Origin of the sequence: Acidaminococcus sp. BV3L6 (assembly GCF_000468835.1) — a bacterium.
Taxonomy (GTDB): Bacteria; Bacillota; Negativicutes; order Acidaminococcales; family Acidaminococcaceae; genus Acidaminococcus; species Acidaminococcus intestini.
Genome location: NZ_AWUR01000006.1, coordinates 1 through 18395 on the forward strand (window position 1 = coordinate 1; position 18395 = coordinate 18395).

Below are 18395 nucleotides of genomic sequence, written 5' to 3' on the forward strand. Positions count from 1 at the left end.
CCCCAAAAATGGGCATGTGAACCGCAAAGGATCCACATGCCCATATATGGTACTTATCAGAAGCTCCAGCGCAGTCCCACATCCCAGCTCCAGTTCTCATCGTAGCTGGAACCATCGCCCCGTTCAAGGTCGAAATAGGCCTGCAGACCGTCATTGATCTTATAGGCGCCGCCCAGTCCATAGGAGAACCAGGTATCGCCATAATCTTCATGGACGCGCAGCCGGTCCGTATCCACGGACATGACCGTCACATGGTTGCCGCCAAAGTCATGGTACCAGTTGGCTTTTGCATAGACCGCAAAACGCGGACTTTCATACCCAGCCCGGGCTCCAATCCGTCCCAGGGCGGTGTTCAGGCTTTCGCCTTCCACGTGCACCCCGTTCGAATCGGTGAAGGCATCGTTCCGGAAGTGTCCCAGGACAACCTGGGCCTGCGGCTCCACAAACCAGCCCTTTTCGTCCTTTTTCTTGTAGCCATATTCGGCTCCGAAGGAAAAGCCCGTACTGTTCGACTGACCGTCAATGAATCGGCCAAGACCGGTATAACCAAATTCATTTTCATACCGTGACCCTTTGAGGCTGAGGTCAAGGTACTGCCCGTTTTTCCAGACTTGCGTATCGTAAAGGCCTAGGGTATAGCCCTTGAGGTCCCCTTTCCCTGACACGTAGGTTGCATCGCCATCAAGGTAGGCAAAGCCCACACCGATGACGTGCTCCTTCGTGTCCGTCTTCTTATGGAGCCAGTCGTAGCCCACTTCGTACTCATTATACTTGGAGTCAACAAGAAAATCGCTCTCGCGGCTGAATTTCTTGCCCTTGCCCCGAGCCCAGATCCCGTTATCCGTATTGTCCGTAAGGGACCCATCCGCTTCGCCCATGCGGCGGAAGAGCGTATCCATGTCGCTTCTCCAAAGAAGGTAGTTGCCTCCCGTAATGCCGCCAAGGTTCCGGACCACCGTCGTGTGGTGCCCTTCGTCATTTGTCGGAGCCTTCGTAAAGCCCTTGAGGTACCAATCGGTGCTGTAGCCGTCTGTCACGTTGTCGCTGGTACTTGCAAGTTCAAGGTTGTAGTAGTAGAGAGCCGCTTCCGTTTCCCCGTCGCTCGCAAAGGATCCCTGTTCCTCGCCAACGCTCGCAAGGACCGTTCCAAGGACGCCGGACCAGGTATTGGACGTGCTGCTAAGATGCAGGGCCGTCGTTCCCGTATGGCTTCCCGTGACGTAGAGATGGTCGTTGCCCGTATTGGTCGACCCATCAGCGTCAAGATAGAGCGTTGCGCCGTCACCAGCAAAGGAACCTGCCGTCAGCGTCTCACCCAGCGTGCCGTCCATGAGGCTAATAGCTCCCCCCTCCGCGTTCAGGGTACTGACGGTAGAAGAATCCGTCAAATTCCACGTAGCACCGCTACTAAGGGTAAGTGTCATCGTATCGGCATCGTCTGTCGTCTTACCTGTAAAGGTATGGCTGACAGTTGCCGCAAGAGTACCGCTATCGGAAGTCGTAAGGTCACCCGTAAGGGAGCCTGTAGTTAAGGTCAAATTGCCGCTATCCGTGGCCGAAGCATCTCCCGTATAAGTTCCGGAGAGCGTCGCCGTAACAACGCCTTTATCCGTGGCCGTAAGGTCACCTGTAAGGGTCTTTGTCACCCCGGCGCTGCCAATCGTAAGTGCAGCCCCATTTCCCGTAGCAACGGCGCCGTTCTGCAAGGTAATCGCCGAGCCATCAAGGGATACTTCTGTATCGGTCCCATCCACTAATGAAACAGAAGCAACCGTACCAGCAAGGGTAAGGGACTCGGTCCTGCTGCTTCCTAGGGCAATGGCACTTCCATAGAGTGCTGAAATTGGATACGGAGACACTTCTAGAATAGGCGTATCTCTCGTCAACAAAATTGTTGTTCCATCTACTACGAGGGAAGATTCTATCCCATATGTGCTCACAATTCCACTGAACGTCACCGTATCTCCCGTGACAGTCGTCAAGTTGCTTTTTTGGTGGTTTCGTGTTGTCTGCATAAGCAGCGCAGTATTTATGACGACTGATTTGGTATTCTCATCGCCAATGGTAACGGTTCCGCCATAATCGTGATAAATCGCAAAATGCTGATCATCATTTAGTCCAATGACAATCTCATTTCCCTTTAGTGTGAGGTCAGCATCCTTCACATCAATATCAGCCCCAACATCACCCCCAATGGTAACAGTTGCTGTAGTATCGTCACCAATCGTGACAATACTTCCATCGTATATATCAATAGATGGACTACTGTACAACATTCCGTCTAAATAGTAGCTTCTATTGCCAATCGTGATGTCATTGCCGAGTATCGTTGTCTTTGTATTGACGGAATCAAAAAGAGTATCCACATAGACAGATTCTGTGCTTTTAGAACCAATCGTCAAGGCCCCACCCCTATAGGTATAGATGCGAGATTGTACAGCGATGGAAGATCCCAAAAGCTTCGTGCTAGCGTCACTGCCTACAGTCTGGATTGGGCCGTTTACGATTAAGGAATCCGTACTGTCCGAACCAATCACTAAGCTGCCGCCTTCATATTCAGTATCAAAGGTTTCTCCTGTTAATTTACCATTATGAATACCGTCTTCTGCCGTGACGGAAATGGTCTTTCCATAAAGCTCCAGCTTGGAGGCACCCCCACTAACAACAATGGACGAATCATCGCTGCTATTTTCCACATCGATTGCAAGGGACGTTGTACTATCGCTGCCGATTCGAACGGAAGCTCCCTCTTCCACATGAATCCCCCGCGTTTCGAGGTCATAATTATAAGTGACGCCATCTTCTCCAACTGTATTATGGGTCAGGGAAATCGTGGAACCATCGACAGTGATGCTGCTGCCGGAATCAACAGCTCCAACAGCTCCAATCGGGCCTTTTATGGTAACCGTACCCGATGCATTTACAGCAAGGCTGCTGCCACCGTCCGCATAGAGCGTGTGATCCTCATCTCCCCCGCTTCCCGAATCAGCAGAAGGATTTGGGCTATAGTTCAAGGTCACATCGCCTGCAGTTAGGGTAACGGAAGACGCCGCACCGTTATCTCCATCCGTTGACAGCACTTCTCCCGTTGTCGTAAGGGAAGTTGTATTTGCAGTCCCTATGGTAATGGTCGCTCCGTTGGTTGCTGTTACCGCTGCATAATCGTCCCCCTTATTGATGGTGATTTCTTTTGCATAAAGATTCACCGTACTCTTGTCCTCGGCAAGGATTTCCCCATTTGCCGTCAACCTGTCATAAGGTAAAGAGCTTGACCCAATCGTCACGACAGATCCTCCGCTGGCGTCGATGGCTCCCTCACCATCGGCGGTTCCTGATGGGGTAAAAGTAATCGTACCGCTCCCTGTCACGGTGACCTTAGCCTTATTTGTTGCATAAAGTTCGTCCAGTGTTTCATTGGACGAAGTCACGTCCGATGTTCCGCCATGATAGGAACTTGCAAAAGCTTCTCCCGACGCTAACGCGAAGAGGACGGCCGCCGATAAAAGTACTTTTTTCTTATGGGATAAATACATCATCATCATTCCTCCTTGAATGTTTCTGCCAAAGTGAGAAAAAATATGTCCTCAAATCAATGCCATCTGTTGTCACACTGTGCCCATATCCCCCAAGGGAAAAGGGGACCGAATGAAAATGAGGTTTTGCACACCACCTTTCCAACTCATATCTGTTTCTACAGGAAAAAGCCTTTTTTACCGAAACCCCAGAAAAAATGCCTGCCCCTCTTCCAGACATCCCAAAGAACGATTCCATAAGAAGACATGGCAAGTTTGGTTCGTTATAAATTATTTGATTTATCTCTCTATTCTTCCCATCCATTCCTATATTTGGTATCATTTTATCAGATAATGATTATTTTTTCCTATCAAAAATAAGATTTCTTTGTAAACAAGATGACTATTTTTAATTTATGTAACAATTGTTACATAAATTGCGATTTTTAGTTCCCAAAAGGATGATTTCCTAGCCACAGCAAATATAGGCGAAGGGGGCAGAAGCTCCAGCGCAGTCCCACATCCCGGCTCCATTTCTCATCGTAGCTGGAACCGTGCCCCTTTCAAGGTCGAAATAGGCCTGTAGGATGCATTTTACCTCATAGGGGCCGCCCACATAATAAAAACAGCCTCTCCCGATTCGAAGGGAAAAGGCTGTCGATTAGGTAACCATTGATTACATGAGGAAATTCTTCAATAAGCGATATAACGTCTCACAAACGGAGGGGTCAAAGGATAAGCCCCGTTCGTTATTATTGGAGATGATGCGGACAAACGCGCAGGGAACACGGAAACGTTTAGCAGTCATCCAAACTGCAGCGGCTTCCATTTCCTCGCAGAGGGCTCCCGTTTTTTCCCGTATGCGCCTGATCTGTTCAGACGCCTCGTTCCATTGATCACTTGAGGCGATGATGCCCGTGCGGTAGGAAGCGCCGCTTTTTTTGAGAAAAGCCTCCAGTATATATCGGAGCCTTTCATCCGTCTCAAGAAGCGGCGGCACATCGGGGAAGTCCATGGCAGCCACGGACTCGTGTTCAAGGCTGCCAAGCTCCATGAAACGCAGGCCATCACGCCCCAGATAGCGGGCGTTGGCATTATAAAGGGCACTTGCCAGCACCACGTCACCTACAGCAAGGTCGCCGTAACCGCCGGCCGTACCTTGGTTCACGATAAGGGAGGGCTGATAAAGAGCGCAGGCAAGAGCCGTTGCTGCACCAGCCGCGGCCGTGCCGATGCCGGTCTGCGAAATGATCAGGGGACGCGTGCCAAAGGTTCCTCGCCAAAAGAAAAAATCCCCATACACTTCAAGTTCAGCCCCTTTGAGGCGCTTGATGAAAGGAGCCACTTCCATTTCCATGGCGCCTTGGAGGACGATAGGTCCCTTCCCTTCTCCCAAAGATGTAAGCCTGGCATCAGACATGGGTTACTCCAAGGTCATGGCAAAGACCGTATTGACCGTAACGCTCACTTCATAAGGTTGGGGCGCAATGTTCGTTTCCGGTGCGGTGCTGTCGCTTGCAGTTTTTGCCATCATGAGAAGACGGGGAGAAGCGCCGAGGGTAAAGTTCGATTCACTGACACTGGCCTGACGCAGGACGCCAAGTCCCCGTCCACCCGCATTGGCGATGGTCTGGGCACTCTGGCGGGCATTTGTGACCGCTTCCGTCATGAGCTGACGGCGATAGACGGACTCATTCTGGAGACCATAGGAAAGGGATTCCACCCGGTTCACACCAGTTGAAAGCACACCGTCAACAACGGTTCCCAAGTCATTAAGATTCTTGACCTTGGCAGACCAAGAGGAATAGAGGCGATAGCCCGTCAGTTTCTGGCGTCCATTTTTTTCATAGGTATAAGTCGGTGCAACGGTGTAGCGCGTCGTTGCCCTATCAGCACTGGAAATCCCCAGGGCCGTAAGTTTGGCTAGAACCTTTGTTGACATTTGAGCGCCGCTGGCGCGGACGGCTTCAACCGTATCTCCCGTAGTTTCATAGGAAAACGTGACCGTTGCCATATCGGGTGCCACCATTTTGCGGGCCGTTCCCGTCACGGCAACCGTATCAAGAGGCTGCTCGGCATGAACCGTGGGAAGGCCAGTACTGAAAACACAGAGAAGAAGTGCGGCAGATGCTAAGAATTTTTTCACTTTGATTCACCTCATTACATTTGATGGCCTTATTATACCATGAGGGAGTGAAAAGAGGGTGAACTCTTTAACCAACGTGGTTGAAACAAAAGGGCAAAATTCCTGAGCATGGATTTTTCCTTTTGAATCTCTTGGGATCTGCCAGCTTTTTCCAAAAAGCAAAAGCCCCACAAACGATTCCATATCGTTCATAGGGGCGTTTTGACGGATTCAATTCGATTGCCTTGGATCAGGATCTGGAACGGTTTCGTTCATATCGATCCCACGCAGGGCAATCATGACAGCGCTCGCCATGGCATTTTTCCATACGGGCTCGCTGACGTTCAACAACTTCCTGGGCAATGGATTCGAGGGTGATGTGCTTCAATTCTTCCCGACAGGCGCGGTTCATCTCTTCATAAAGCCGGTCAAAGACAAGGGACATCCCGCTTGATATGAAGCAGTCCATATCTTCCGTCCCGCTCCGCCATTTGGTATCGACAAAGGAAATGCCGAGACCATCCGCAATGGTAAGAAGCGTCGCCTTTTCAGTGCCCGATACAGCAGCATAACCGCCGACATGACCTTCCTTGGTTTCAACAAGGCCCAATTTCTTTAATTTTCCCATGATCTTACGGACCCTGACGGGATTCGTACAGATATTGCGTGCCAGTTCATCACTGGAGACCAAAGTGCCCAAATGGGTCAGATAAACCAAGGCATGAACAGCCACAATGAAATCACTTTTCACTCACATGACTCCTTTTATACAAAAAGGAAATGGACACTCCATCCCCTCAGGCAGCCGCTTGGGCCGCTTTTTTAACCAGAACGGAAATACCTTAGAGAACTCCTTTTTCCTTCAGCCAGTCAGCGACAGCTTCTTTCGTCGGCGGGTTGACGAGGAGTTCACTATAGGTCCCCTTGCTGACGAGCATCAGGCTCGGAATGACTTCAATGTGGAACTGACGGGCCAGGGCTTCGTCATCATCGATGTTGACACCTGCAAAATCGACTTTATCATCGATTTCCATGGCAAGCTCACCCAGAGCGGGTTTCAATTTTGCACAGTATTTGCACCAAGGAGCAGAAAATCCTACGACTACAGGTTTCTTGCTCTTTACCACTTCGTTTTCAAAAGTTTCACCAGTAATCATTTTAAATGCCATATCAAACACTCCTTTATGACAAGAGATCCATAAGGACCGATGGAGAATGATTTCTTTGATTACTGTAATTTTATCTACTACAGTTTGGTTTGTCAAGATTGCATTTTTGGGGCATCAGAAAAGAGACTGAAGCCACTTGCCGCAATCAGAGTGAACGCGGCCGCTTCGATGCAGCAGGAAGTCCAGCTTGACGTTTCCAGTTTTGCCGCTTACCTACATCAAGCAAGCAGAAAGAAAGGAAGAAGCGAAAATAGACAAACGTCCGTTATTCCCTAAAGCGAAACCTTCCATTGGATAATAAGGTCAAGAGCCCATTGCCTTAGCAAGTACTTGTCTAAAGCAATGGGCTCACGTCCTGCATCAAATCCGGTTTCTTGTGCTGGCTCGGCTCACGGTCCTCATCACCGATCAAAAAGTGCATCCACAAAGACTTTCGGATCAAAGGGCCGGAAGTCCATCATACCTTCTCCGATACCAATCCATTTGACGTCAAGGCCCAGTTCTTCCTTGATGGCAACAACGACACCGCCTTTGGCCGTACCGTCGAGTTTTGTCAGGACAACCCCCGTAACATGAGCGGTCTCCAAGAAAATCTTGGCCTGGGTGATAGCGTTCTGCCCAGTCGTTGCATCTAGGACAAGAAGCGTTTCATGGGGTCCATCGGGCACTTCCTTGCGGATGACACGGTACATCTTGTCAAGTTCTTTCATGAGGTTCGTCTTGTTATGGAGACGGCCTGCCGTATCGACAAAAAGGACATCTATATGGCGAGCCATGGCTGCTTTTACCCCATCATAGACGACGGCAGCCGGGTCTGCCCCGATGTCCCCATGGCTGATGACAGGGACCTGCGCCTTTTCGCCCCAAATCTTAAGCTGCTCCACTGCACCGGCACGGAACGTGTCAGCAGCCGCACACATGACTTTATAGCCCATGAGGCGATAATAGTTGGCAAGCTTTCCAATGGTCGTTGTCTTTCCCACGCCATTTACTCCTACAACAAGGACGATGGTGGGATGGCCCTTGAAATTCATGCGCGGACCTTTGACGGTGAGCATGTCAGCGATGTACTGTTTGATAAAAGGCAGGGCTTCAGCGGGCGACTTGATTTCCCGCGTTGCTGCCGCTTTTCTCAGGGCCTGCATGATCTTTTCCGTCGTCTTGATGCCTACGTCGCCTGCAACGAGGATCATTTCGAGCTCATCCATGAAGTCCTCGTCCAGATCAACACTGATCCCGACCAGGTCTTCCATGCGCTCTGTAAAATTCTTGCGGGTCTTTTCAAGGCCCTGACGTAACTCTTCAACAAAACTCATGAAGCGGCCACCTCCGATAGTTTAACGGATAGGACACGGGAGACGCCGGATTCACTCATGGTGACGCCGTGCAGCGTGTCCGCAGCTTCCATCGTGCCTTTACGATGGGTGATGATGATAAATTGGGTCCGTTTTCCATAGTCCCGAAGGAACTCAGCAAAACGATCGATATTGGTTTCGTCAAGAGGCGCGTCGATTTCATCAAGGATGACAAAAGGCGCCGGATGATAGGAAAGAAGAGCAAAAAGCAAGGCAATGACGGTAAGGGCCCGCTCCCCGCCAGAAAAAAGGGATAGGTTCCGCATCTTTTTCCCTGGCGGCTGGGCTTCAATGTCGATGCCCGTTTCGAGAAGGTTCTCTTCATTTTGGATGACAAGACGTGCCTTCCCACCGCCAAAGAGCTTCTCATAGCACTTGCCAAAATACTCGTTGATTATGTCAAAGGCTTCTCGGAATCGTTTGGTCATATCTGAATTGATTCCACTGATGACAAGTTCAAGCTGCTTTTTCGCAGTCACCATATCATCGTACTGTTTGGTGAGGAATTCATACCGTTCCTTTGCCGCTTGGTAATCCTCTTCAGCCGCAAGGTTCACAGGCCCCAGGTCCTCAATCTTTTGAGCAAGGAGAATTTCTTCTTTCTTGAGGGCTCCTTCCCCGATATCAGTCAGGGCTTTTTCCCGGGCTTCCTCCACGGACAGCTTGAAATTATCAGCTAAGATTCCTGCCGTGCTTTCCATTTCAGAGGTTTTTCTTACGCTGTCCATCTCGACTTGATGCCGCTTTTCCTTGAGGCCTTCCAGGCGTTCCTGAAGCTTGCGGGCATTTTCAAGAAGGATGTCACGGCCCTCTTCATAGCCCTTTCGCATCTTTATAAAGGCCTGGGTCTTTTCATCCGTCCCTTCAAGGCTCTTGTCAAAGGCCTTGATTTTTTCCTCAAGGGCCGCAATGGTCCCTTCTGATTTTTTCAGCATGGCTTCGGTCTTTTCGATTTCAGCCACTTCGTTCAGGCGATCCTTTTCGGCTTTGGCACTGCGCTCGTCGATTTCTGCCATGCGGCTTTCAAGGGATGTGATCTGCGTTTTGAGGGTGTTATAGGAAACGATGACATCCTGATATTTTTGGTTCAACGTCTCAAGGCGAAGCTTGTCCTTTTGGAGGGTTTCTTCCTGGCTGCGGGCTTCTTCCCGCTTCTGTGAATCTGCCTCCTCAAGGGTCTTTACCTGGGGTTCAAGGCTCTTGATTTTTTCAGTTATGGCAAGATAGGCCTTCGCTGCTTCCGTTTTTTCATCGGAAAGAAGGAAGAGACTTTCATTCTTTTCACCCAATTCCTTTTGGGCCTGTTCCACTTGGGCGGACAGGGTTGCCATGGAAACAGCCAGTTTCTGGTAGGTATCGGCACACTGATTGCGGTCAATGACTGCATCCTGTTCCTGATGAAGGACTTCCTGGAGGGCTTGGTTAAGTCCTGCCAACTCTTTTTCCAATTGGGCCCGTTCCTTTTGGTGCGTTTCAAGTTCCTGATGGCGGGAAAGGAAACTCCTGCGATTTTCTTTTTCACCGCCTGCAAGGGACCCACCGGAATAGATGACGTCCCCTTCAAGGGTTACGACGCGAACGCGCATATCGGCCCGTTTAGCCGCATCTAGGGCCTGATCCAGGGTTTCAGCCACAAGGACCTGTCCCAGAAGAAAATCCACGGCCGGCATAAGGTCCGCATCGACCGAAACGAGACTTGAGGCAAGGCCGATGATACCAGGTGCCTTGAGGGCTTCTTTTTCCTTAGGGGAAAGGCTGCGGGGCCGGATGGTATCAAGGGGCAGAAAAGTCGCCCGCCCTCCTTTTTGGCTCTTAAGGTGACGGATGGCCTCCTTGGCCGTTTGGGCATCACGGGTAATGATGTTCTGCAGAGCCCCGCCAAGCGCCGTTTCAATGGCCGTTACATAGCGACCTTCGACATGGAGCAGCTCGCCCACAACGCCGCAGATTCCGCTGCGCCAGCCTGCTTTTGATTGAAGGATGGTCTTGACCCCGCGGCTGAAGCCATCATGGTCCCGTTCCATATTTTGGATGACCTGGATGCGGGCTTTCTTTTCACTCAGCTGCCTTTCCTTAGCGGCCACGGCCTTTTTGGCTTCTTCCAAACGAGCCGCAAGCTCATCAAGACGGGCTTTGGCAGCCGTGCCCTTTTCCTTGACACGCTCCTGCTGGTTTTTTGCGTCTGTAAGGGCTGTACTGCCGTTTGCCAGACGTTCTGCCGCACTTTTTACCTCATCTTCAGCAAGGTCCATTTTTTCCTTCATCTGGGCCAGGCGGCGATGGAGCTGTTCTTCTTCCTGATGGGCGGCGTTAAGGTCATTGCGCAGCGTTACAAGTTCCCGCATACGTTCAAAATTTTCGTTTTGGGCATCTTCCCTACGCTTTTCACTTGCTGCCACAAGGCGCGTCAGTTCATCCTTTTCCTTTTCCGTACGGGAAAGGGACGCCTTCACTGCCTGATACTTTGCCTCTTCCTCATCATAGGTGCCCGTGAGGAGGGCCAGGTTTTCCTGATTTGCTTCGATGTCCTTTTCAAGACGCGCCACGACGCCCTGCATCTGCTCGATTTGGATCTTTCCTTGACGCATCCGCTCACGATAAACGCTCGCTTCACTGACGCACTGGCTGCGCGCTTCCTGTTTTTTGCGCACACCTACCTGATAGGCGCCAAAAGAAGCCTCATGAGCCTGGAGCTCCTTATTTTTGGCATCGATTTCAGATTGGAGCTTAGCCGCCTCTTCGTCAAGGCGTCTTTCCTCTTTCCCCCACCCTTCAAGACGCGCTTCAATATCGCCCTTTTCCTTTTCCAGGTGGTCCAGCCTGCGCACAAGCTGCGTTACACGCACCAATTCATAGCGAGCATCCAGTTCCTTATAGGTACGAACCTTTTCCGCTGCCTTTTCAAGGGGCTTCAGCTGGCTGGAGATTTCCGTCTGGATATCGTGGATCCGCAGGAGGTTTCCTGCCGTATCATCGAGCTTTCGCAGGGCCTCTTTTTTACGGAGACGATATTTGGCAATGCCTGCCGTTTCCTCAAAAATGGTACGCCGGTCTTCGGGACGGCTGTTTAGGATCTCATCAATCTTGTTCTGGCCGATGATGGAAAGCGACCCGCGCCCCAACCCCGTATCGGCAAGGAGATTTACAATATCCTTTAACCGACAGTTCTTGCCGTTGATGGCATATTCACTTTCACCGCTGCGGTATACGCGGCGGCGGATACTGACTTCATCAAAGTCCACCGGAAGATCATGATCACGATTGTCAAAAACAAGGGTCACATCGGCCATGCCCAAGGGCCGGCGGGCACTGCTGCCGGCAAAGATGACATCTTCCATCTTGGTCCCGCGCAGGTACTTGATGCTCTGTTCACCCATGACCCAGCGGATGGCATCGGAAATATTGCTCTTGCCGCTGCCATTTGGCCCAACAATGGCCGTGATCCCATTTTCGAAATTGACATTGACCTTATCGGCAAAGGACTTGAAGCCATGGGCTTCAAATGACTTTAATCGCACGTAGGTCCATCCTTCTTAATTTGATTTGACATCTGCCAAAGCGACTTCATCTGTCCCGTCGATTTCCTTGATTGTGACGTTCACCGTTTCATGGGTGCTCGTCGGGACATTCTTTCCAACATAGTCCGCCCTGATTGGCAGTTCCTTATGTCCCCGATCGACCATAACCGCCAGTTGGATGGCTTTAGGGCGCCCCATATCGATGAGTGCATCAAGAGCGCAGCGAATGGTCCGGCCAGTAAAAAGAACATCGTCAATGAGAACGATGGTCCGACCGTTAAGGTCAAAATGGATATCTGTTTCTCCCATGACAGGATTATACCCCAAGGTAGACAGGTCATCCCGGTACATCGTAATATCCAGGGAGCCAACAGGAACTTTGACGCCCTCGATTTCCTCAATGGTCTTTGCAACGCGTCTGGCAAGCGGTACACCGCGGGTCGTAATGCCTACAAGGGCTACGTGCTCCACACCTTTGTTGCGTTCCACAATTTCGTGGGAAATCCGCACAAGGGCGCGGCGCATTGCATCTTCATCCATTATCGTTTTCTTTTTCACTGAAATGCTCATGATGGATTCTCCTTAATGAAATTGGCCATGGCGCAGACGCGTCAGGATCGTTTCCATATCGCTGGGAAGGGGTGCCGTAAAGGACATGATCTTTCCCGTCCGGGGATGACGGAACGTCAATGTCTCAGAATGAAGGGCCTGTCCGTCAATGGAAAAACAGGTCTTTTGCGGTTGATATTTGGGATCTCCCACCAGGGGATGTCCCAGATAAGTCATATGGACGCGGATTTGATGCGTCCTTCCAGTCTGGAGGCGGCAGCGCACGACCGTAAAGCGGCCGTAACGTTCAAGGACCTCATAATCGGTCACGGCAAGGCGGCCGCCGGAAGGCACAACAGCCATACGCATGCGGTCCTTGGGGTCTCGGTCGATGAGGGTCTCAATATGGCCCCGGTCGTCCTTGATATTGCCCCGCACAACAGCAATGTATGTACGTTTGGCTTCCTTGTCCTTGATCTGTTGGGAAAGCGACAGATGAGCCCTATCGTTTTTTGCACAGACCATGACGCCGCTAGTATCCTTATCGAGGCGATGCACAATGCCGGGCCGGACAACGCCGTTGATTCCTGATAAATCCTTGCAGTGATATAAAAGGGCGTTTACAAGGGTCCCTGTATAGTTTCCCGCCGCGGGATGGACAACCATGCCCCGCGGCTTATTGACGACAATCACATCCTCATCTTCGTAGAGGATAGCTAAAGGAATGGGCTCAGGTTCTGCCTCAAGGCTCACAGCAGGCGGAATGACAACCGTAAAGACATCCCCCAACTTGACCTTATAGCTTGCCTTGACCGGCTTTCCTTCTTTGGTGACAAGTCCTTTTTCCATATCGTGCTGCAGGCTTGAACGCGAAAGATCCAGGACGTCAGCAAGATAGCAGTCCGCGCGAAGCCCTTGATCCTTTTCTGCAGCGGGCTCAGTTACTTTTGTGGTTCCGTCTTCCGGCATTCGTCCATGACAATATTCCATACAATCAGCCCCACTCCTACACAAATAAAGATATCGGCCACATTGAAGATGGGCCAAAAATAAAAGTCAAAAAAATCAATGACAAAGCCCGTTTCGATGCGGTCAATGAGGTTTCCCACGGCCCCGCCCAGGAAAAAGGCTGCACCCAATTGGACGACAATCGCTTCTTCTTTGATCCTGCGCCAGAAATAAATCAGGACGGCAATGACGGCAACCGTCATCAAGATGAAAAACAGCCGCTGGTGCTCCAGCATTCCAAAAGCAGCACCGGGGTTAAGAATATAAGTCAGGCTCATGACCCCTGGCACGATGGGAATGCTCTCTCCCTCTGCCAGATGGGATTGAACCAGGATTTTCGTCACGCGGTCCAGGATAATGACGGCTAAACTGATGAGAACAAGAGGCATAACGCTTCGGACTCCTTCGAACGTGAATGAATTGATATAAAAAAGAAAGAGCCCTACAATGCCGTTTCCGTCCCTTGTTTTGAACCTGCATGAGCAGGTGGGTGCCCTCCCTGTCACTGCTGATGTCCCCTCAGGGGGGCATACCATGAGCGGCCGGAGTTTTCGGGCTCCCTTATAAAGAGTGTTGGCTCAAAACCTATAGGACTTTTTCGTACATCGGAGGGTTGCTCTTTACCTGTATTATAGCAAGAAATGGGGATGGGTGCAAGGTTTGAGGGAGAATCAGCCAGTTCAAAAAGCGGACTGATTGGTAAAATGAACGCTTCCCCGCTGCGCAAAAACAGAAGGAACGAGAAAATGCATGACGGCTTCCCGCATGGGGCTTATTTTGCTGCCCTCTTGGCTTTTCGCCTTACGTGCCCGCTTGCTGGCTCGCACCTTCGCAGCTCAACTTTCCGACTTTTTACCCTTACCTTTGAGACTTCCCCGTCATACAAAAACGAGCCAAGGATTTCTCCTCAGCTCGCAGTCAATGGGGTTATTCTTCTTTTTCCTTCTTTACGACCGTGCTCCTGATATGCAGTTCGCGCATCTGTTTTTCGTCGACGATGTTCGGAGCTTGGCTCATGACGTCCACAGCACTCTGCGTCTTCGGGAAAGCAATGACATCACGGATGGACGGACGTTTCGCCATGAGCATGATGAGACGGTCAAGGCCAAAGGCAAGGCCGCCATGAGGAGGCGCGCCAAATTCGAAGGCATTCAGGAGGAAGCCAAATTTTTCCTGAGCCTGTTCATCTGTAAGCCCAATGGCTTCAAAGACCTTGTTCTGAACAGTGCGGTCATGGATACGAATGGAACCGCCGCCAATTTCTACGCCGTTAAGGACCATGTCATAGGCTTTGGCATAGACATGACCTGGATCGGTGAGAAGCTTATCCACATCTTCATCGCAGGGAGACGTAAACGGATGGTGCATGGCGACATAACGGTGTTCTTCTTCGCTGTATTCGAACATAGGGAATTTCACAACCCACGTAAAGGCAAGCTTATCGGGATCGATGAGGTTCAGGCGTTTGCCCATTTCAAGACGAAGGGCACCCAACGCGGCTGCCACGACAAGGGGATTCTTATCAGCCACAAAGAGCAGGACGTCGCCTTTTTCAGCTTTGCCCGTTTCCAGGATGCGCTTCATTTCTTCTTCGCTGAAGAATTTGGCAATCGGGCTCTTGATGGAACCGTCTTCGTTGACAATGATCCAAGCAAGGCCCTTGGCACCATAGATACCGACAAAGTCTACAAGGCCGTCGAGTTCACGGCGCGGGATGGCGCTGTAGCCCTTGACGTTGATGGCTTTGACAAGACCGCCTTTTTCGATGATGTCCTTAAAGACCTTGAACTGGGTCCCTTCAAGGGCTTGGTTCATGTTGACAAGCTTCATGCCAAAGCGCAGGTCCGGCTTATCCGAACCGTACTGATCCATGGCATCATCCCAGGTCATGCGGCCGAAAGGAACCTGCAGTTCCTTTCCAAGAGCATTTTTAAAGACATAGGCAATGAGGTTTTCTGTCAGCGTCATAATGTCGTCTTCGTCGATGAAGGACATTTCCATATCAAGCTGGGTAAATTCAGGCTGACGGTCGGCGCGCAGGTCTTCATCACGGAAGCAGCGGGCAATCTGGAAGTATTTTTCCATGCCGGCTACCATGAGAATCTGCTTAAACAGCTGCGGAGACTGCGGCAGGGCATAGAACTTGCCAGGGTTGACACGGCTCGGGACAAGATAGTCACGGGCGCCTTCCGGAGTGCTCTTGCAGAGCATCGGCGTTTCGATTTCAAGGAAGCCCTGGTTATCCATGAAGTCACGGACGAGCTTCGTCACTTTATGACGGAGGATGAGGTTGCGCTGCATTTCTGGTCTGCGCAGGTCAAGATAACGATAGCGCAGTCTTACATTTTCATCGACGTCCACACCGTCCTGGATATAGAAAGGAGGCGTCTTGGCCGGGTTCAGGATATTGAGGCCTTCGACTACGACTTCCACTTCACCGGTCGGAAGGTTCGGGTTTACCGTTTCTTCCGTACGGTTGCGGACCATACCTTTGACTTGCAGGACAAATTCACTGCGGACCGTTTCCGCCTTATGGAAATCCTTGTCATCATGGGCCGGGTCAATAACGACCTGGACCAGACCGGACCGGTCACGTAGATCAATGAAGATAATTCCACCATGGTCACGCCGTTTGCTGACCCAACCGCACAAGGTAACTTCCTTGCCGGCGTCTTGTTTTCTAAGCTCACCACAGTGGTGACTGCGTTCAAAACTCATGTTGTTTTACACCTCTGCCTTTTTCATATAGGATACAATCTCGGATCGTTTGATTTCTTCCTGGCTGCTGTCAGCCATGTTACGGACCGTCACGGCACCGCGGCTGCGTTCTTCTTCCCCGAAGATGAGGGCAAAGCGGGCACCCGTGCGGTCAGCCTGTTTCATCTGGGCTTTCATGCTGCGTCCAATCTGGTTCATGTCGCAGGAATAACCGGCTTCACGCAGGGTCATGACGGCTTTGAACGCGTCTGCCGTGCCGCCTTCATCAGGCACAACAGCAAAGACATCGATGGCTTCTTTTTCGGACTTGAGGAGTCCCTGCTTTTCGAGGGCCAGGATGATGCGTTCAAGGCCCATAGCAAAGCCAACGCCCGGTGTGGAAGGTCCGCCCAGTTCCTCAACAAGGCCATCGTAACGGCCGCCGCCGCCAATGGCGCTCTGCGCCCCAAGCGGGGAATACTGGACTTCGTAAGCCGTCTTCGTATAGTAGTCAAGGCCACGGACGAGAGTGCTGTCGACTTCGTAGTCCACGCCTGCTTCATCAAGAAGTTTCTTGACCATTTCAAAATGATCATGACACTCTTCGCACAGGGAATCCGTGATCTTTGGAGCCCCAGCCATGAAGGGTTTATCATGGTCGACCTTGCAGTCAAGGATACGCAGGGGGCTGCGGTCAAAGCGGCTCTGGCAGTCCTCGCACAGTTCGCTCAGATGCGGACGGAAATAATCCTGCAGGAGGGTGCGGTGCTGCGGGCGGCATTTTGGGCAGCCGACGGAATTGATCTTGAGTTTAAGGTCCTTGAGGCCAAGCCGTTTGAGGACCGTAATGGCAAGCAGGATGGTCTCCGCATCCACCACCGGGGACGGGGAGCCCATCGCCTCGACGCCAAACTGATGGAACTGTCTCATGCGGCCAGCCTGGGGACGGTCGTACCGGAACATGGGTCCGATATAGAAGACCTTCAGCGGCATGGGTTCAGCATAGAGTTTATTTTCGACGAAGGAACGTACGACAGCAGCCGTATTTTCGGGACGAAGCGTAATGCTTCTGCCACTGCGGTCGTTGAACGTATACATTTCCTTATCAACAACGTCCGTACCGTCACCGATGCCTCTTTGGAAGAGTTCCGTATGCTCGAAGATTGGCGTGCGGATTTCCTGATAGTTGAATTCGCGGCAAACGTCGCGCAAGACGGATTCGACATACCGCCAGCCATTGACCGCGCCGGGCAGGATGTCCTTGGTACCACGGGGTGCCGTTGTTAACATAATAATCCCCTCCGTTTCCTTCAATAAAAAACTTCATGTAAACCATTTTAGTTTACCACAAGATACTGGATGATTTCAATATAAAGCGGCCTAAATTGCCTTTTCCTCCTCTTTGGGAAGAGGCTCACCCCAGTGCCAGAAATAGCCATAAAGGATCTTGATGATGGCCAGTACTGGCACAGCAAAGATCAAGCCAATGACACCGGCCAGTTTCCCTCCGATGATGACGGATAGGATAATGAGGACCGGATGCAGGGTAATGGCTTTTCCCACAAGGGTGGGCATGATGACCTGAGAGTCGACCTGGTAGTAGACAAGGTAAAAAATGAGGACCTGGAGCGCCAAGGCGGGCCGCTGCAAGAGAGCGACAAAAACAGCGACAAGGGTCCCCACAACAGAACCAACGAGGGGAATAAGCTCTGTCAGCATGGCAAGAAGACCAAGGACCAAGGTATACTGCACGCCAAGGACATAATTGCCAACGGTCAGGCAGCCTGCGGCCACAAGACAAAGCTTCAGCATATTGTCCACATAGGTGCAGAGCATGCTGCCAATGTCTTCGAGAACCTTTTCGGCAAGTGCCTGCCGGTCATAGGGAAAGACTTTGACAGCCATGGCCTTTAGGGTCCGCCAATCCTTCAGGAAATAAAAAGTCAAGAAAGGAACAAGGACCATACTCGCCATGGAACGGGCCACGCGAAAAGTCGACGAAATGAGGTCCTGGAAAAGGGCCATGACGTTACGGCCCGCCGTCGTCAGGGCTTCATTGATGAGGGCCTGCACATTGGCAGGAAGCGCGGCACGGGCCTCCGGGCCAAAAAACCAGTTCATGGTCGCTGACACCTGGGCAGCAAAACCCGGCAGGGCCTTGGTGAGGGTATTGACCTGTGTCACCAAAGGGACCATGAGGATCTGGAGGGCAGCGCTCATAAACAGAAGAAAGATGACAAATGACAGGAGGACGGCCACCGCACTCGGCATGCGGCGGTCCCGTCCCCACGTAATCTTTTCAAGCGCCCGGACAATGGGATAAAGCAAATAAGAAAAAGCAATGGAAATCAGGACGGGAAGCAGAAAATCGGCGACAAGGCAAAAAGCCGCAAAAGCAAGAAGTGCAAAAGCCGACTTTACAAGCATTCCCCGAGGTTTTTGTGTCATCATAGGGCCGCCTC

Annotated in this window: 13 protein-coding genes and 1 other RNA gene; all 14 read right to left on the bottom strand. The window is 51.3% G+C overall.

Annotated features, from left to right (window positions below):
* Nucleotides 1-56: 56 nt before the first annotated feature.
* A complete protein-coding gene (locus HMPREF1246_RS10680) occupies nucleotides 57-3542 on the bottom strand; it encodes an autotransporter outer membrane beta-barrel domain-containing protein (protein WP_231368191.1) in 3486 nt (1161 codons plus the stop codon).
* A 646-nt stretch (nucleotides 3543-4188) separates the two neighbouring features.
* Complete coding sequence (locus HMPREF1246_RS00905; protein WP_021736438.1) at nucleotides 4189-4932, bottom strand: 5'-methylthioadenosine/S-adenosylhomocysteine nucleosidase; 744 nt, start codon at nucleotides 4930-4932, stop codon at nucleotides 4189-4191.
* Nucleotides 4933-4935: 3 nt separating this feature from the next.
* Entirely contained in the window at nucleotides 4936-5658 is a 723-nt protein-coding gene (locus tag HMPREF1246_RS00910) for an SIMPL domain-containing protein (RefSeq protein WP_009015573.1), read from the bottom strand.
* 229 nt (nucleotides 5659-5887) lie between these two features.
* The gene (locus HMPREF1246_RS00915) at nucleotides 5888-6388 is read right to left on the bottom strand and encodes an Rrf2 family transcriptional regulator (RefSeq protein WP_021736450.1); all 501 of its coding nucleotides are present in this window, start codon (nucleotides 6386-6388) and stop codon (nucleotides 5888-5890) included.
* Between the two features lie 91 nt (nucleotides 6389-6479).
* A complete protein-coding gene (locus HMPREF1246_RS00920; RefSeq protein WP_009015575.1) occupies nucleotides 6480-6806 on the bottom strand; it encodes a co-chaperone YbbN in 327 nt (108 codons plus the stop codon).
* A gap of 401 nt (nucleotides 6807-7207) precedes the next feature.
* Entirely contained in the window at nucleotides 7208-8122 is a 915-nt protein-coding gene (gene ftsY, locus HMPREF1246_RS00930; RefSeq protein ID WP_009015576.1) for a signal recognition particle-docking protein FtsY, read from the bottom strand.
* Nucleotides 8119-11679: a chromosome segregation protein SMC gene (gene smc, locus HMPREF1246_RS00935; protein ID WP_021736429.1), complete on the bottom strand. Its 3561-nt coding sequence runs from the start codon at nucleotides 11677-11679 to the stop codon at nucleotides 8119-8121. Before smc ends, ftsY begins: the two co-directional genes overlap by 4 nt.
* Before the next feature lie 15 nt (nucleotides 11680-11694).
* Entirely contained in the window at nucleotides 11695-12249 is a 555-nt protein-coding gene (pyrR, locus tag HMPREF1246_RS00940) for a bifunctional pyr operon transcriptional regulator/uracil phosphoribosyltransferase PyrR (RefSeq protein WP_021736426.1), read from the bottom strand.
* 12 nt (nucleotides 12250-12261) lie between these two features.
* Complete coding sequence (locus HMPREF1246_RS00945) at nucleotides 12262-13218, bottom strand: RluA family pseudouridine synthase (protein WP_035224064.1); 957 nt, start codon at nucleotides 13216-13218, stop codon at nucleotides 12262-12264.
* A complete protein-coding gene (lspA, locus tag HMPREF1246_RS00950; protein ID WP_021736432.1) occupies nucleotides 13170-13625 on the bottom strand; it encodes a signal peptidase II in 456 nt (151 codons plus the stop codon). The genes HMPREF1246_RS00945 and lspA overlap by 49 nt, the downstream gene beginning before the upstream one ends.
* A gap of 46 nt (nucleotides 13626-13671) precedes the next feature.
* A non-coding RNA gene (gene ssrS / locus HMPREF1246_RS10175) (6S RNA) lies at nucleotides 13672-13853 on the bottom strand.
* A gap of 310 nt (nucleotides 13854-14163) precedes the next feature.
* The gene (gene aspS / locus HMPREF1246_RS00955; protein WP_009015581.1) at nucleotides 14164-15954 is read right to left on the bottom strand and encodes an aspartate--tRNA ligase; all 1791 of its coding nucleotides are present in this window, start codon (nucleotides 15952-15954) and stop codon (nucleotides 14164-14166) included.
* Nucleotides 15955-15960: 6 nt separating this feature from the next.
* Complete coding sequence (gene hisS, locus HMPREF1246_RS00960; RefSeq protein ID WP_035224067.1) at nucleotides 15961-17223, bottom strand: histidine--tRNA ligase; 1263 nt, start codon at nucleotides 17221-17223, stop codon at nucleotides 15961-15963.
* A 90-nt stretch (nucleotides 17224-17313) separates the two neighbouring features.
* Nucleotides 17314-18384 carry an AI-2E family transporter gene (locus HMPREF1246_RS00965; protein ID WP_021736425.1) on the bottom strand — a complete coding sequence of 357 codons (1071 nt, stop codon included), beginning with the start codon at nucleotides 18382-18384 and terminating at the stop codon, nucleotides 17314-17316.
* Nucleotides 18385-18395 lie beyond the last annotated feature (11 nt).

What these genes read in the sequence shown, in the direction of transcription:
- HMPREF1246_RS00920 (WP_009015575.1), bottom strand. Translation starts at nt 6,806, where the DNA reads ATGGCATTTAAAATGATTACTGGTGAAACTTTTGAAAACGAAGTGGTA.
- HMPREF1246_RS00945 (WP_035224064.1), bottom strand. Translation starts at nt 13,218, where the DNA reads ATGGAATATTGTCATGGACGAATGCCGGAAGACGGAACCACAAAAGTA.
- aspS (WP_009015581.1), bottom strand. Translation starts at nt 15,954, where the DNA reads ATGAGTTTTGAACGCAGTCACCACTGTGGTGAGCTTAGAAAACAAGAC.
- HMPREF1246_RS00905 (WP_021736438.1), bottom strand. Translation starts at nt 4,932, where the DNA reads ATGTCTGATGCCAGGCTTACATCTTTGGGAGAAGGGAAGGGACCTATC.
- HMPREF1246_RS10680 (WP_231368191.1), bottom strand. Translation starts at nt 3,542, where the DNA reads ATGATGATGATGTATTTATCCCATAAGAAAAAAGTACTTTTATCGGCG.
- pyrR (WP_021736426.1), bottom strand. Translation starts at nt 12,249, where the DNA reads ATGAGCATTTCAGTGAAAAAGAAAACGATAATGGATGAAGATGCAATG.
- HMPREF1246_RS00965 (WP_021736425.1), bottom strand. Translation starts at nt 18,384, where the DNA reads ATGATGACACAAAAACCTCGGGGAATGCTTGTAAAGTCGGCTTTTGCA.
- ftsY (WP_009015576.1), bottom strand. Translation starts at nt 8,122, where the DNA reads ATGAGTTTTGTTGAAGAGTTACGTCAGGGCCTTGAAAAGACCCGCAAG.
- lspA (WP_021736432.1), bottom strand. Translation starts at nt 13,625, where the DNA reads ATGCCTCTTGTTCTCATCAGTTTAGCCGTCATTATCCTGGACCGCGTG.
- hisS (WP_035224067.1), bottom strand. Translation starts at nt 17,223, where the DNA reads ATGTTAACAACGGCACCCCGTGGTACCAAGGACATCCTGCCCGGCGCG.